The 13,839-nt window shown below is 46.6% G+C and carries 7 protein-coding genes; 4 read left to right on the forward strand and 3 right to left on the reverse strand.

The genetic code is table 11. The annotated features are described in order from the left end of the window. The first annotated feature begins 13 nt into the window (after positions 1-13). The 4 genes from ACX0G9_RS23640 to ACX0G9_RS23655 all read left to right on the forward strand — a co-directional run bounded on the left by ACX0G9_RS23640 (position 14) and on the right by ACX0G9_RS23655 (position 8,098). Complete coding sequence (locus ACX0G9_RS23640; protein ID WP_459067440.1) at positions 14-1,582, forward strand: SusD/RagB family nutrient-binding outer membrane lipoprotein; 1,569 nt, start codon at positions 14-16, stop codon at positions 1,580-1,582. A gap of 76 nt (positions 1,583-1,658) precedes the next feature. Next, complete coding sequence (locus tag ACX0G9_RS23645; protein WP_459067441.1) at positions 1,659-2,663, forward strand: FecR family protein; 1,005 nt, start codon at positions 1,659-1,661, stop codon at positions 2,661-2,663. Between the two features lie 278 nt (positions 2,664-2,941). Beyond that, positions 2,942-6,448, forward strand: coding sequence for a SusC/RagA family TonB-linked outer membrane protein (locus ACX0G9_RS23650; protein WP_459067442.1), 3,507 nt, complete (start codon positions 2,942-2,944; stop codon positions 6,446-6,448). Positions 6,449-6,481: 33 nt separating this feature from the next. After that, positions 6,482-8,098, forward strand: coding sequence for a SusD/RagB family nutrient-binding outer membrane lipoprotein (locus ACX0G9_RS23655; RefSeq protein WP_459067443.1), 1,617 nt, complete (start codon positions 6,482-6,484; stop codon positions 8,096-8,098). Positions 8,099-8,332: 234 nt separating this feature from the next. Here ACX0G9_RS23655 and ACX0G9_RS23660 read toward each other — a convergent pair whose 3' ends face one another. The 3 genes from ACX0G9_RS23660 to ACX0G9_RS23670 all read right to left on the reverse strand — a co-directional run bounded on the left by ACX0G9_RS23660 (position 8,333) and on the right by ACX0G9_RS23670 (position 13,749). Then, the gene (locus ACX0G9_RS23660) at positions 8,333-11,356 is read right to left on the reverse strand and encodes a family 20 glycosylhydrolase (protein ID WP_459067444.1); all 3,024 of its coding nucleotides are present in this window, start codon (positions 11,354-11,356) and stop codon (positions 8,333-8,335) included. A gap of 18 nt (positions 11,357-11,374) precedes the next feature. After that, positions 11,375-11,761 (reverse strand): hypothetical protein, encoded by a 387-nt coding sequence (locus tag ACX0G9_RS23665; RefSeq protein WP_459067445.1) that lies wholly within the window; start codon positions 11,759-11,761, stop codon positions 11,375-11,377. A gap of 80 nt (positions 11,762-11,841) precedes the next feature. After that, positions 11,842-13,749, reverse strand: a complete 1,908-nt coding sequence (locus tag ACX0G9_RS23670; protein ID WP_459067446.1) for a CocE/NonD family hydrolase — start codon at positions 13,747-13,749, stop codon at positions 11,842-11,844. Positions 13,750-13,839: the final 90 nt, after the last annotated feature.

The raw sequence follows: 13,839 nt of genomic DNA on the forward strand, positions 1-13,839 counted from the left end.
GGCAAATGAAATAATGAAAAAGTTAACGATAGCCTTTCTTATCCTCATCATATTGGTGGCAGGTTCCGCTTGCAAAAAAGATTTCACCTCGATCAACACCGATCCGGGTAAGATCCCGCCTACCCAGATTAAATTCAGTACTCTTTTTACCAACGCACAGTTGGTGACCTCCGGTAACAGTGATGCCAACGGATATGAGGATTGGAGGAATAACCTGATCTACTCCGGTTCTATGATACAGCATTTATCCTCCACCTTTTCCTATTGGGTCGGAGATAAATATTTGTATAGCGCCACCTATAACTCTGCTTACTGGGACAAGAACTATCCCAACAGTATAACTAACATCGTCGAAGTGGTGGAACATACACGGACCGATACTTCTCAATATAATTTTTATCAGATCGCCCGGATCTTCAGAGCATTCATGTTTCAGCGTATGACCGATATGTATGGGGATTGCCCTTATTTCCAGGCCGGGCTGGGATATATTTCCGGAATTATGACGCCCAGGTACGATAAACAGCAGGATATATATATGGACCTGCTGCTTGAATTGCAGGAAGCTGCCGGCAGCCTCGATCCCTTCAGACCAAATACAGTGGGCTCTGCCGATCTTTTATACGGTGGGAGTCCTGAAGCCTGGAAAAAATTTGCTTATTCAGAAATGGTTCGGGTCGCCATGCGTTTGAGTAAGGTTGAACCCGATACGGCAAAAAAATGGATAGCCATAGCGTTGCTGGGCGGCGTGATGACCGGCAATCCGGATAATGCCATCGTTCAGCATCAGAACCTCAGTGGCACCCCGGTACCAAACGGCACCGGTCTTATTCTTCTCGGCAATGCGCCTAATGACTATCGCCTGAGTGAAACGTTCGTAAAGTATCTGAAAAGAACGAACGATCCCAGGCTTTCTTATCTGGCTACCGTTTGTTCAGACCCTTCTGTAGTTTCGGCAAAAGGGGACACCTCATTTAGTCTGCAATTGGGGCAACCGAACGGATATGATCCGCCAAACAGTAAAACGTCTTATGACCTGGTAAATGCGCCCGGATGGCCGGGTAATCAGAACAGCTATTCCGTGGTCAATCGATATACTTTTGCCCGCCTGGATGCGCCCAGTTTCCTACTGACTTACGGAGAAACCGAGCTCCTGCTGGCAGAAGCGGCACAACGGGGCTGGATCAGCGGAGACCCTGCGTCATATTATTCTTCCGGGATTAAAGGAGCGATGCAGCAACTCGGAGCCCAGGCAGGCGCCGGCCCTGCTGATTCCCTGATCCAAAATTGGCTGTCAGGCCATCCCTACGATCCTGTTCATTCTTATCAGCAGATCAATGAACAATACTGGATCGCCGGATTTATGGACGAAAATGAATGTTTTGCCAACTGGAGAAGAAGTAATTATCCCAATCTGGTCCCGGTAAACTACCCGGGTAATATCACCAATGGAACTATTCCACGCCGGTTCACTTACCCGGTCGGAGAAGCAGCCACCAATACCAATCATTATAACGATGCGGTCTCCGGTCTCGATAAAGGAGATAAAATGACTTCGCGGGTTTGGTGGGATAAGCCATGAAAAAATATTTTTTTTCAAAGGATCATTACAGAACTCCTGTTACCGGTACTTCTTTAGTAAAGGTAATTTCTTTTGTATGTCGAAAAACTATCTTGGTGTTGAGGATCTTTTGTGTGATGAATCATTTCTTTCCTGGTATTTTAAGACGGATGCACAATCTATCAGTCAATGGGAGCAATGGATATTAGCAAATCCTGACAGTTATGACCGGATTGAGCGGGCCGTCGGGTTCCTTCAAACACTACCTCTCAGGGAGAAGGCGATTGCCGCTGAACAGATTACGATGGCCGAGAGATTATTGCTGGAGAGAATATATCAGGCGGAAAGAAGAAAAATAAACGTGATCCATCCCGTGATCCGGCCTTACAAAAAACAGCGGTGGATGGCTGCCGCCTCCGTAATTCTTTTGGCAGGGAGTCTTATCGCTGGTTATCGGTGGCTAACGAAAAACCCGGAACTACGAACTGCCTATGGGCAAATCATGAATCAAAAATTACCTGACGGGACCGAGGTTGTCGTGAATGCAAATAGTAATCTGCGGTATTCAACGAATTGGAAAGATGGAAAAGACAGAGAAGTATGGTTGAATGGAGAGGCCTTTTTTCATGTTATGAAAACACCCTTGAAAAGTCGTTTTATCGTACATACGGATCATTTTGATATAATGGTGACCGGTACGCAGTTCAATGTAGTCAATCGTAAGGATAAGGCTAATGTCATGCTGAAGGAGGGGAGTGTAATCCTTTATATGGCTGAAGGAAAAGAAGTAAAGATGAAACCCGGGGATTTTGTAGAATTCGATAAGGATCAATTGGAAAAAAGGCCTGTCAAAAATGATAGCGTAGTGGCCTGGAAAGATCATAAGCTGCTATTCGATAACACTCCGCTAAAAGAAGTTGTGAAGATCATCAATGAACATTACGGGATCCCGGTAATTCTCGGGGATGAAGAAACAGGAGAAAAAACTATTTCGGGTATTCTGCCCAATAATAACCTGGACGTGTTTTTACAGTCACTGGAAGCGCTGGATTTTGAAATTGTCCGTCAGGGCGATTCGGTTACGATCAGAAAACACGATTGATCCGGCCAGGACCAGGATATTCTCCAGGATCAGGATCTACTGATTAGATTAAGCAGCAAATTTACACATTCGCAAACGGAACAACTGCTCCGACCGGCTACCTCATGAGAAATGCCGGCACAGAGAAAACAACACTTTAACTGATCCCGAAAACACTACATATTCCTTCGGCTATTTAAGCTGAGGGTAAGGGGAATATTAATGCATTCTACGACCATTCATAACTAAAAAGGACCATTATTAACGAATCATCATTTCATCAAAAAACGCTGCAAACAATGAGAAAGTCTGAATTTACCCGCAGTATACTCGGGTGTCTTCTGGGAGTATTTTGTTTTGTTGCTGCCCGTCCGCAAAACACCTATGCGTATGCGGATAACAGCAATAAACACCTGACACAAAGAAAAAGTGTTGACAACAAAGGGTTGCCTGATGAAAATCCTCAGAAGCAAGCTTTATTCCTCGTTCTTAAAGAACTGAATAAATCAAAAGGTGTTTATTTCCTTTTCAGAGAACAATCCTTCGGGAAAAAACTGGTGAAAGTTCCGGAAGGAACTAATGGCTCTATCGAAAAAATCCTGGATGAAGTATTGAAAAATACAGGATTAACTTTCAAAAAAATCAATGACAAAACCTTTGTGATCCTTTCAGGGAGAAATGAAACCGGAGGCGATCTTAACTCCGCCAACCTGCTGCAGGACCTTACCGGTAGCATACAGGATGGCGTCAGGACAGACATGATGGCAAATACGATTGCCGGTCGTGTGAGTTCTTCCGATGGGAAACCCCTTGCAGGCGTAAGTGTTACGATTAAGGGATCCAGAAAGGGAGTTTCAACCGATGTCGGTGGTGTTTTTGCCGTTGATGCAAATAAAGGAGATATCCTCGTGTTTTCCATAGTGGGGTATAAAACAAAGGAAGTGACTGTCGGAGATGCCGCTTCCATCACCATTGAATTGGAAAGAACCAATCAGCAACTGACAGAAGTCGTAGTAACTGCCTTGGGTATTCGCAAACAGGCGAAAGCACTGGGATATTCCACTACCGAAGTGGACGGTTCCAAATTCACTTCATCCCGGGAAGCCAATATAGGTAATGCACTGACCGGACAGGTGGCCGGTGTGAATGTGGCAGGAACGGCCACGGGTCCTTCGGGCAGCAGCCGGGTTCTTATCCGGGGTAATGGTTCCCTGAGCGGTCAGAATCAGCCTCTTTACGTGATCGATGGTATTCCTTATGACAATACCAACCAGGGTATGTCTGCAAAATACGGAGGACAGGACTTTGGTGATGGGCTTTCCAATATCAACCCGGATGATATCGAGAACATCCAGGTATTAAAAGGAGTGGCAGCCTCTGCCTTGTATGGTTATCGCGGGGGGAACGGCGCCATTCTGATCACGACCAAATCAGGCACAAAATCACATGGTATAGGGGTGGAGGTGAATAACAACCTTACCGTTAATTCCGTGGTCGATGACCGGGAATATCAATACCAGTACGGACAAGGTATTCAGGGCGTAAAACCAATCACCGCCCTGGCCGCCCAGAACTCGGAGAATTTCTCGTGGGGACCAAAAATGGATGGCTCACAGGCCACCAATTTCCTGGGTAACACTTATGCTTACAGCCCTTATAAAACAGGCTTTAAGGATTTTTTCAAAAAATCTGTTGTTAACCAGTCCTCTGTTGCTATGACAGGAGCAAATGACAAAGGGCATTTCCGTCTTGGTCTTTCCAATTTGTATAATGGTGCTGTTATCCCTAATTCCAATATGAAACAGCAGGGAGTCAATTTCAACAGCGGATATAATATCACCTCCAAACTGCAATTGAATCTGACCGCTAACTATATTTTCGAACAGGTGAAGAACAGGGTATCATTTTCTGATGCACCAGGGAACGTGGTTGCAGCTCCCATGTATCTTTCCAATACATTCGATTTACGCTGGCTGAAACCGGCAGTAAAGGCCGATGGCTCGGAATTGTTACCAGGAGCGGATCAGTATATGAACAATCCCTATTTTGTAGCCGAAAAATTCGAGAACAGCACCAGTCGTCAGCGTTTAACGGGCGGTCTTAGTTTGAAATACAACCTGCTTGACTGGTTGTATGTTCAGGGAGGTGTCACCAGGGACGGATATATCTTCGATCTTAAGAACATCGTACCTACCGGAACCGCTTATGCAGCCGGTGGCCAGATTACGGTGAATAAGGTCGACTATCATGAACTGAACTGGAACTGGCTGGTAGGTGCCAATAAAAAATTCGGCAGCGATTTCACCCTTGCTGCCAGTGTTGGAGGAAACTCACAGGATAATGTCAATTCGTCTGCCGGTGTTGCCAGTGCTGGGCCCTTCATTATCCCTTATTTCTATTCCCTGAATAACGTTTCGACCAGACCTTATACGGTAGGTTATCAACGCTACCATGTCAATTCCATTTACGGAACGGCTGATTTCGGGTATAAAAATTTCCTTTTCCTGAATGTTACGGCCAGGAACGACTGGTTCTCTACCCTGAATATAAATTCGAATCATTATCTGTATCCTTCTCTGAGCAGCAGTTTTGTTTTCTCCGATGCCTTTAACCTCCCCGCCTGGATCAGCTTTGGTAAGTTAAGGGCTTCTTATGCCGAAGCCTCCAATGGTACCGCTCCTTACCAGGAAAGTCTTACCTATGGATTTTTGGGATATACCATCAACAGCCAGGCACAGGGTTTCGTCGTTCAGAATGTAATTCCCAACAAAGATCTGAAACCTGTAAAGATTGCTGAAAAAGAAGCAGGTTTGAATATGCAATTCTTCAACAACCGGGTCGGATTCGATGTATCGTATTATAATAAACAAACGACGAACGATATCGTCAACGTAACCGTCAGTCCAACCAGCGCTTATAACGCAAAAGTGCAGAACATTGGTAAAATACGCAACAGCGGTATCGAGGTTTTGTTAACGGGTACTCCGGTGAAAACACATAATTTCAGCTGGAACCTGTCCTTCAATTTCGCGCAAAATAATAGCAAAGTACTGACACTGGGTCCTGACGGAGCACCCATCGTGATCACGGGTTCATTCCCGCGTTGGGGTAACGGTGTTAATGTCAGCAATGTGGTCGGTCTGCCGTACGGCCAGATCATGGGATATGCCTATAAACGCGATAAAGGTGGAAATATCGTCTACAGCGATGGCGTGACTAATTCCCTGCGGGCAGGTGAGCCTGAACAAACGGATAAACTGATCCCTTTAGGTTCCGGCGTCTACAAACAGACAGGTGGTTTTAGCAATGATTTTCACTATAAGGACTTTTCTCTTTCCTGCCTGATCGATTTCAAATATGGCGCAAAGATCTATTCGGGTACCAACCTGCTACTGTACAGCTACGGTCTTCAAAAGACAACTCTTCAGGGAAGAGAAGGCGGTTATACCGGTAAAGGTGTCACGGAAGACGGTAAGCCGAACGCAGCAGTTGTAAATTCACAGACTTACTTTCAGGATCTGTCAACAGGTAATGATCAGATTGCAGAAGAATTTGTCTATGATGCCAGCTTTATCAAACTGAGAGCCCTGAGCCTGGGTTATTCTTTACCCGGGTCTGTTTTGAAGAATGGTTTTATAAAAGGGGTAAGTATTTCACTGGTAGCCAGGAATGTGGCAACCCTGATGAAACATACGCCTAATATCGATCCCGAATCCAACCTGACAAACAGCAATGCCCAGGGGATAGAATTATCCGGTTATCCGGCACAAAGGAGCATGGGTATCAACGTGAACCTGAAATTCTAATTACAGATCAATCTACAAACTAAATTCAGCAAGATGAAAAGCAAGATATTCCTGATAGCAACGGTGTCCGCAAGTTTGCTGCTTAACAGCGGATGCACCAAAAATTTTGAAACCATCAATAAAGACCCCAATTCCATCCTGGGTGATCTGGAGAGTTTCAAATATCTGTTGACAACGGCGCAGTTAACCACGTCCGGAAACAGCGATGCAAACGCATATGAGGATTGGCGCGCCAACCTGATCTATGCCAGTACAATGATTCAGCATATTGCCTCCACGACAAGTTATTGGAATGGCGACAAATACCTGACCAATTCCTCTTATCTTTCTTCCTACTGGGATCAGAATTATGGTCCTCAGCAGAACGGGGCCAATCCTTTACAGAATACCAATTCGAGCCCTATCGGCGACATCGTGGAAGTAGTCTATCATTCCAAGACCGACACGAAAAATGTCAACCTATACAATATTGCCAGGATCTTCAAGGTCTTTATGTTCCAGCGTATGACGGACATGTATGGCGATTGTCCTTATTCCGAAGCAGGTTTGGGATATATATCCAATATCACCACCCCGAAATACGACAAACAACAGGATATCTATACGGACATGCTCAACGAATTAAGCGATGCCGCAACCAAACTGGACCCTTCTGCCGCAACTCCCGGATCAGCCGACCTGGTTTATGGAGGCGACGTAACCAAATGGAAAAAATTCGCCTATTCTGAAATGCTGCGCCTGGCTATGCGGATGGTCAAGGCAGACCCGGCCAATGCGCAAAAATGGGCACAGGCTGCATTTGCAGGTGGAGTGTTCGCCAGCAATGACGATAATGCCATGGTCCAGCACCAGGATGCCACCGCCAACGGAGCGGGTGCCCAGGTAGCTAACGGAACGGGGTCCGTTCTTCAACAGATCGACCCAACTGCAGCGCAACTGAGCCTTACCTTCGTTACCTATCTTAAAACAACCAATGACCCACGGCTGATCTATTATGGCGCGGTAATCGCAAATGCCGGCGGAGATATCACTGATAAAGGGGATACTACGGCTGCACATGTCTTAGGTATGCCGAACGGTTATGATGCCGGTGGAGGTGCATTTGATATTTCCCATGCTCCCAACTGGCCGGGCGCACTGAATAAATATTCGATCGTCAATCGTTATACTTTTGCCCGTACGAATGTTCCTACTTTTTTCCTGACTTATGGTGAAACAGAATTACTATTGGCTGAAGCAGCACAAAATGGATGGATTTCCGGTTCTGCCGCCTCGTATTACCATGATGGCGTCCAGGCAGCTATGCAGCAGTTGAGTCTGCAGGCCGGCGCAGGTCCGGCTGATGGCCCGATAAACACCTATCTGGCGGCTCATCCGCTGGTTGCAGGGACGGAACTGCAGCAAATCAATACCCAATACTGGGTGGCTACTTTTTCGGATGAATACGAGGCATGGGCTAACTGGAGAAGAAGCGGTTTCCCCGTTCTTATTCCGACCAACTACCCGGGGAATTCTACCAATGGAACGATCCCCCGCAGGTATACGTATCCGACAGGAGAAGCCGGAACCAACCCGACCAATTACAGTGCAGCTGTTGCCGGTCTTAAAGACGGAGATAAAATGACTTCCCGCATTTGGTGGGATAAATAATAAATAAGAATGTTCAGCAATTAGGTGTGATCTTCTAAAGATCACATGAGCAACACGTACAGAGAATCAGAATGCTAAAAGGGTGGGATTTCTATCCCGCCCTTCTTGTGCCCGGTGCTTCCAATTTAAATATGTCGCCCCGGGCACAAGAAGGCAAATGCGTCGCGGCAAAGGGGCAAAGCCCCTTTGCAATCCCCCTTTGAAAAGACTTTGGTTCTTTAAACTGCTTATGCCTTACGAGCGGATCCTGATTGTTACAGCATATTGACCAGCCGGGGAGGACTGTAAGGCCGGAGGAATAAGGATGATCATTTTTTTCCCTTCCTGCTGCCATTTCAGTTCTCCCTTTTTACCAGCCAAACCCAACAGGCTGACCTTGCTGTTCTTTGCTGGTACAAGGCCGGGGATCTCAATACGGGAAGGCAATATCAAATCTTTTCCTTCCCGGGATTCTCCCAGGTAAAAAGCATATTGGTCTTTTCCGTCTTTTGATTGCGTAAGGTATACATTACCGGAAGAGTAGGGGGCCAGCGGCTTGCTGTTATAAATCCCTTCTCCGTTGATCTTTAACCAGGCTCCCATTTCCTTCAGCCGGCTGTAGGCGGTATCGGACCAATCCCCTTCCGGAGAAGGCCCGACATTCAGCAGGAAATTGCCACCTCTCGACACGATCTTCACTAATAAACTGATCAGCTCCGTGCTGGATTTATAATGATCGTTCGGAACATAACTCCAGGAATTGCCCATGGTAAGACAGGATTCCCAGGGATCAGTTAAAGGGCTGGCCGGAATCTGTTGTTCCGGTGTGGTATAATTCTCATATTCACCGGGAACGCTCCTGTCCACTACGATCAGGCCAGGCTGGTGGCTTCTGGCCATTTTTGCAATACGCGGCATATCGATATCCTGGTTATAGGGAATGTTTTTCTGCCAGTCTACGGAAGGGTCAACCGAAGAGAGCGGTCTCACCCAGCCTCCATCCAGCCAAAGGATATCCATTTTACCATAGCCGGTCATCAGTTCTTCGATTTGTTTGTACGTAAAATCTTTAAACGCCGTCCACCGCTGGGGATATTTTTTAGGATCATAATTCACGTTCCGGTCTTTCGGCGGAAAATAGGGCCACCAATAGTTCTCATTATGCCAATCGGGTTTTGAGAAATAAGCGCCTGTCATCAGCCCTTCCTTGCGGAAAGCATCGAAAACTTCTTTGGCAATATTACTTCGCGGATCTGAAGAAAAAGGTGTTAGCGGGGAAGTGATCCTATAGTCCGTTTGTTTGGTGTCGAACATACAAAATCCATCGTGGTGTTTGGTGGTAAAAACCACGTATTTCATTCCTGCATCTTTTGCGGCTGCCGCCCATTTGGCAGGGTTGAATCTGACCGGATTAAAACTGAGCTGCAGTTTCTGATAAGCATGAAGGTACTCAAAATAATTGCCGCTATATGGCCCTTTCCGTACGGTCCAGCCTTCGTCTTCCGGACAAATGCTCCAGCTTTCCACAATACCCCATTGGCTATATGTACCCCAATGCATCAGCAGGCCAAATTTGCTATCCTGCCAGGCCGCCAGCTTTTCGCGGACCAGGGTATCGCGTGGAGGCATATAGGCCTGATAATAATTCGATTTCCACAGCCGGTAACGGATATATTGCGTTTGCAGCCTTTGTTCGAAATCCGGCCAGTCCTTTTTTTCTTTAGGACTCCAGAGCACCTCGCTCAGGGCGCTTAACCGGGGAAATAGCATGTATTCCACCTTGCTGGTATTGGCCATATATTCTGACCACACATTTGCCTGAGCTCCCCAAACCAATTCCGCCTGTTCAGCGGTTAGCCCGCCGGGAACGGGTTCATACTGGTAAACTTTTTTTAGGGGAAGAAAACCTCCGATAGTAAGCGAATCATCATTCGGTCTTTGCGCATGATCGAAATATACATACTCTCCGGGCGTCATGATCACTTTGTGTTTTTGTTTGGCAGCATCTATGCCTCCCTGTTCGCCGCGCCAGCTCATAACCGTGGCATTGGGTGCCAGACCTCCTTCCAGAATCTCGTCCCATCCGATCATTTGCCGTCCCTTGGCATTGATGTATTTTTCTATGCGTTGAACAAAGTAACTCTGTAATTCATTTTCATCCTTAAGCTTATTATCCTTTATACGTTTCTGGCATTTGGGGCAGGTCTTCCAGCTGGTTTTGGGGCATTCATCACCACCAATATGGATATAAGGTGAAGGAAAAAGGTCCATCACTTCATCCAGTACGTCCTGCAGGAACTGGAATGTGCTGTCATTCCCCGCGCAGAAAACATCCTTGAATACCCCCCAGGTCTGTTGCACCTGGTAAGGTCCGCCCGTGCATCCCAATTGCGGATAGGCGGTAAGGGCAGCGGAAGAATGTCCCGGCAATTCAATCTCGGGAAGTATAGTAATATAACGGTCCGATGCATATTTTACAACGTCCCTGATCTCGTCCTGTGTATAATATCCGCAGTAGCGGATACTGTCATTACCCGTTCCCGGGTGATGACCGATTATGGTACCATTACGACATGCACCGGCCCGGGTAAGCTCAGGATATTTTTTGATCTCGATCCGCCATCCCTGATCCTCCGTCAGATGCCAGTGAAAATAATTCATTTTATGCAAGGCGATATAATCGATATACCGTTTGACAAAATCGACCCCGAAAAAATGCCGGCCGACATCCAGGTGCAAACCCCGGTAGCCAAAACGGGGATAGTCTTCGATGGCTACGGCAGGAATATGGAGGTCTCCCGTAGGAATGCCCATCGGCCCGGCAGTGGCTTCTTTTGCTCCGGCAGGATCAGGGGTAACCCCCGAGGCGTCTACCGGCAATAATTGGATCAGGGTCTGCATCCCATAAAAGGTTCCGGATGGATTGTCTCCGGTTACGGAAATGGTGGACGAGGTTACCTTCAGCGTGTACCGGCCATCTTTGACCGGCGTGGTACCAGGGCCCGTAACCAAACTGATGTAATTGGAAACAGGCTGTTTTCCTGCGGATAAAACCCGAAGATGGAAACCATAGATTTCCGCCAGGTATTTGTTCAGGAAACCGGCAACAGGCTCATCTTTTTCTCCAACTACCAGAACGGTGTTGGGATTGAGCAGAAAATTTCCGGTCAGCCATTCGGTACTGACAGGCTTGGGAATGATGGCTGCATGCTGGGCATGCAAGGCGCTATTTGCGCTAAATAAAGCAGCAAATAAGACAGTTTTCAGCGTTTTTCTCATGGAGCGAATGTAAGAAAACTACATCCAATCCGATTCAAACCGGTGAAAATCCTGCTTTATTTCGATATAAATTTTACGGAAAGTATCCATACGGCCCTCCAGTCCTTCGTTGGAAGATTCCCAGTTTTCTTCCTGGCTTTCCGCACGAAGATTGTGGAATATATTTTCCACTTTATGCCTGGAGTCGGGAAGGTCGTGCCGGAGTTGGTCGATTACCTCTTTCTGGCATATAAAAAGATTTTGAAAATGTTCGACCTGGGCCAGGAGGTCCTTGGGAAGTTTGCTGGAGGCCAGCGTTTCGAGATGTTGTTCAAAGTAGCGAATCTCTTCTTTGATGGAGGATAGTTCTTGTTTCCAGGACTGTAGCTCTTCCTGGAACTGTTCAATGGAGACTGCAGATTCCATGTGATACTGTTTTAGTGAGAGAATAGTAAGACCTGATCATCCTAAATTTAGGGAATGCCGGGGAAGGAACAAAAAAAAGTTTAATTTATAACCGGAAGGATAATGCCGGAGGGGTGAGCAGGGTCATGATAAATTTTAATTGTTGCTTTTTTAAAATCGTCGTTTCCGCAGGAAGGGATGTGGAGGAATTGCTGGGGATTCCTGTCGACCAGTGGAAACCAGCTGCTTTGAATCTGCACCATGATTCGATGCCCCTTTTTAAACCTGTGGGCGATCTCGTTCAGATCGAAGGAAATCTCCGTCGCCTGTCCGGGTCGTAAAGGTTCTGATTTTTCAAAACTATTCCTGAATTTACACCGGAATACATCAGCCCTGATCAGGCGTTGGTAGCCCGCCGGCTGCCGGGCGGCAGATCCGGTATCGGTTCCCGGTAAAACATCGATCAGTTTAACGACAAGGTCTGCATCCGTACCGGTAGTGGACATAAAAATATCTGCCCGAAGACGTCCGGTTACCAGGAGGTCGCTTGATAAGGGTTCGCTGGTGTAAACCAGGACATCCGGCCGCTGGGCAGCAAAGCGCTGGTCGGCAACGACATATTCATTATCGCGTCCTCCCTTGATTCCTTCGGTATAAGGAACGGGTTTGAAAGGGTCACTTATATATTCGTCAAAGGAAGATGCTGCTAATGAGGCGGCTGAAGAGTGGGCTGAACTGGCGGCAGAATTGGCCACAGGGTTAGGGGTTGCGGGGGCAAGGCCTCCCTTTTCCCGAAGCAGGAATTTTACCGGTCGTGCTTCGGCAGGAGGCCAACTGGCGTATTGTTTCCATTGGTTAGTTCCGGTTTCGAAGACGCTTGCCTTAGGAAGGGAAATGTTACCCTTATCCTTTAAATAGAAATTGAAGAATTGGGTCTCCGCTTCGTGATACCAGGCATTGACATTCTGGTCAAAATCCAGCATCCCGAAGGCATTCCAGACCGAACCGCTCCAGGCCCCATGCGTCCAGGGCCCCATTACCAGGTAATTCCTGGTTCCTGAAGATTGTTTATCAATGGCCTCATAGGTTCTAAGGGCGCCAAACATATCTTCCGCGTCAAACCATCCTCCCACTACTAAAACCGCTGGGGTGATTTTTTTCAGATGGGTCCTTATATTCCGGGCTTTCCAGTAAGCATCGTACGTGGAATGGGTCAGATATTCATCCCATATCTTGCTTTGATGATTAAAATATTCCGGGCTATTCGTGTTTTTCAGTGACCCGAGATCAAGGAAAAATTGATAGGCGTCCCTGATCCCCACATTAAAGGTAGTTCCTTCATATTGTTTCACCGGCCCTTTCCTTTTAACATCGAAATAGTTATCAAAATCAAAATTATCCAACAAAAAAAATGCGCCGTTATGATTGGCGTCATCGCCAATAAATTCATCGGTAACCGGAGCCTGTGGAGATACGGCTTTGATTGCCGGATGAGCATCCGGTAGGGAAGCCGTCGCATAGAAACCCGGATAAGAGATCCCATAAAGACCAACCCGGCCATTATTGTTGTTTATATTCTTTAGTAACCAATCCACCGTATCCCAGGTGTCTGAACTTTCATCCGTCTCCCCGCTGGATTTTTTCCCTTCTTTATGTGGGGTCATCTCTTCGAAATTTCCTTCGCTCATATATCTTCCGCGAACGTCCTGGAAAACGAATATGTATTTTTCTTTCAATAAGGCCCGGTTTGGCCCGAGGGAATAAGCATAGGCACTATCCCCATATGGCCCGCATGAATAAGGCGTACGCTCCATCAGGAAGGGGTAAGGCTGGCTCCCGTCTTTTGGGATATAAATAACCGTAAATAACCTTTTCCCGTCACGCATAGGAATATAGGCTTCTTTTTTGGTAAAATTTTCCTTTACAAAGGAAGCTGTATTTTGGATTTCCTGAGAAAATGCGGTAAAGCAGGAAATGGAAAAAAGAAGTGAAAAAAGAAAATTTCTCATTTTAAGGGTTAATTGTGATCGGCAATTACAACTACAGCGTTTTCGGCAACTAAGACTACAGTGTTTTCGGCAACAATGATGCAGAGAAAA

This window comes from Flavitalea flava (assembly GCF_054461575.1).

Coding starts and splice junctions, on each gene's coding strand:
- ACX0G9_RS23655 (WP_459067443.1), top strand. CDS start 6,482: ATGAAAAGCAAGATATTCCTGATAGCAACGGTGTCCGCAAGTTTGCTG.
- ACX0G9_RS23660 (WP_459067444.1), bottom strand. CDS start 11,356: ATGAGAAAAACGCTGAAAACTGTCTTATTTGCTGCTTTATTTAGCGCA.
- ACX0G9_RS23640 (WP_459067440.1), top strand. CDS start 14: ATGAAAAAGTTAACGATAGCCTTTCTTATCCTCATCATATTGGTGGCA.
- ACX0G9_RS23670 (WP_459067446.1), bottom strand. CDS start 13,749: ATGAGAAATTTTCTTTTTTCACTTCTTTTTTCCATTTCCTGCTTTACC.
- ACX0G9_RS23650 (WP_459067442.1), top strand. CDS start 2,942: ATGAGAAAGTCTGAATTTACCCGCAGTATACTCGGGTGTCTTCTGGGA.
- ACX0G9_RS23645 (WP_459067441.1), top strand. CDS start 1,659: ATGTCGAAAAACTATCTTGGTGTTGAGGATCTTTTGTGTGATGAATCA.
- ACX0G9_RS23665 (WP_459067445.1), bottom strand. CDS start 11,761: ATGGAATCTGCAGTCTCCATTGAACAGTTCCAGGAAGAGCTACAGTCC.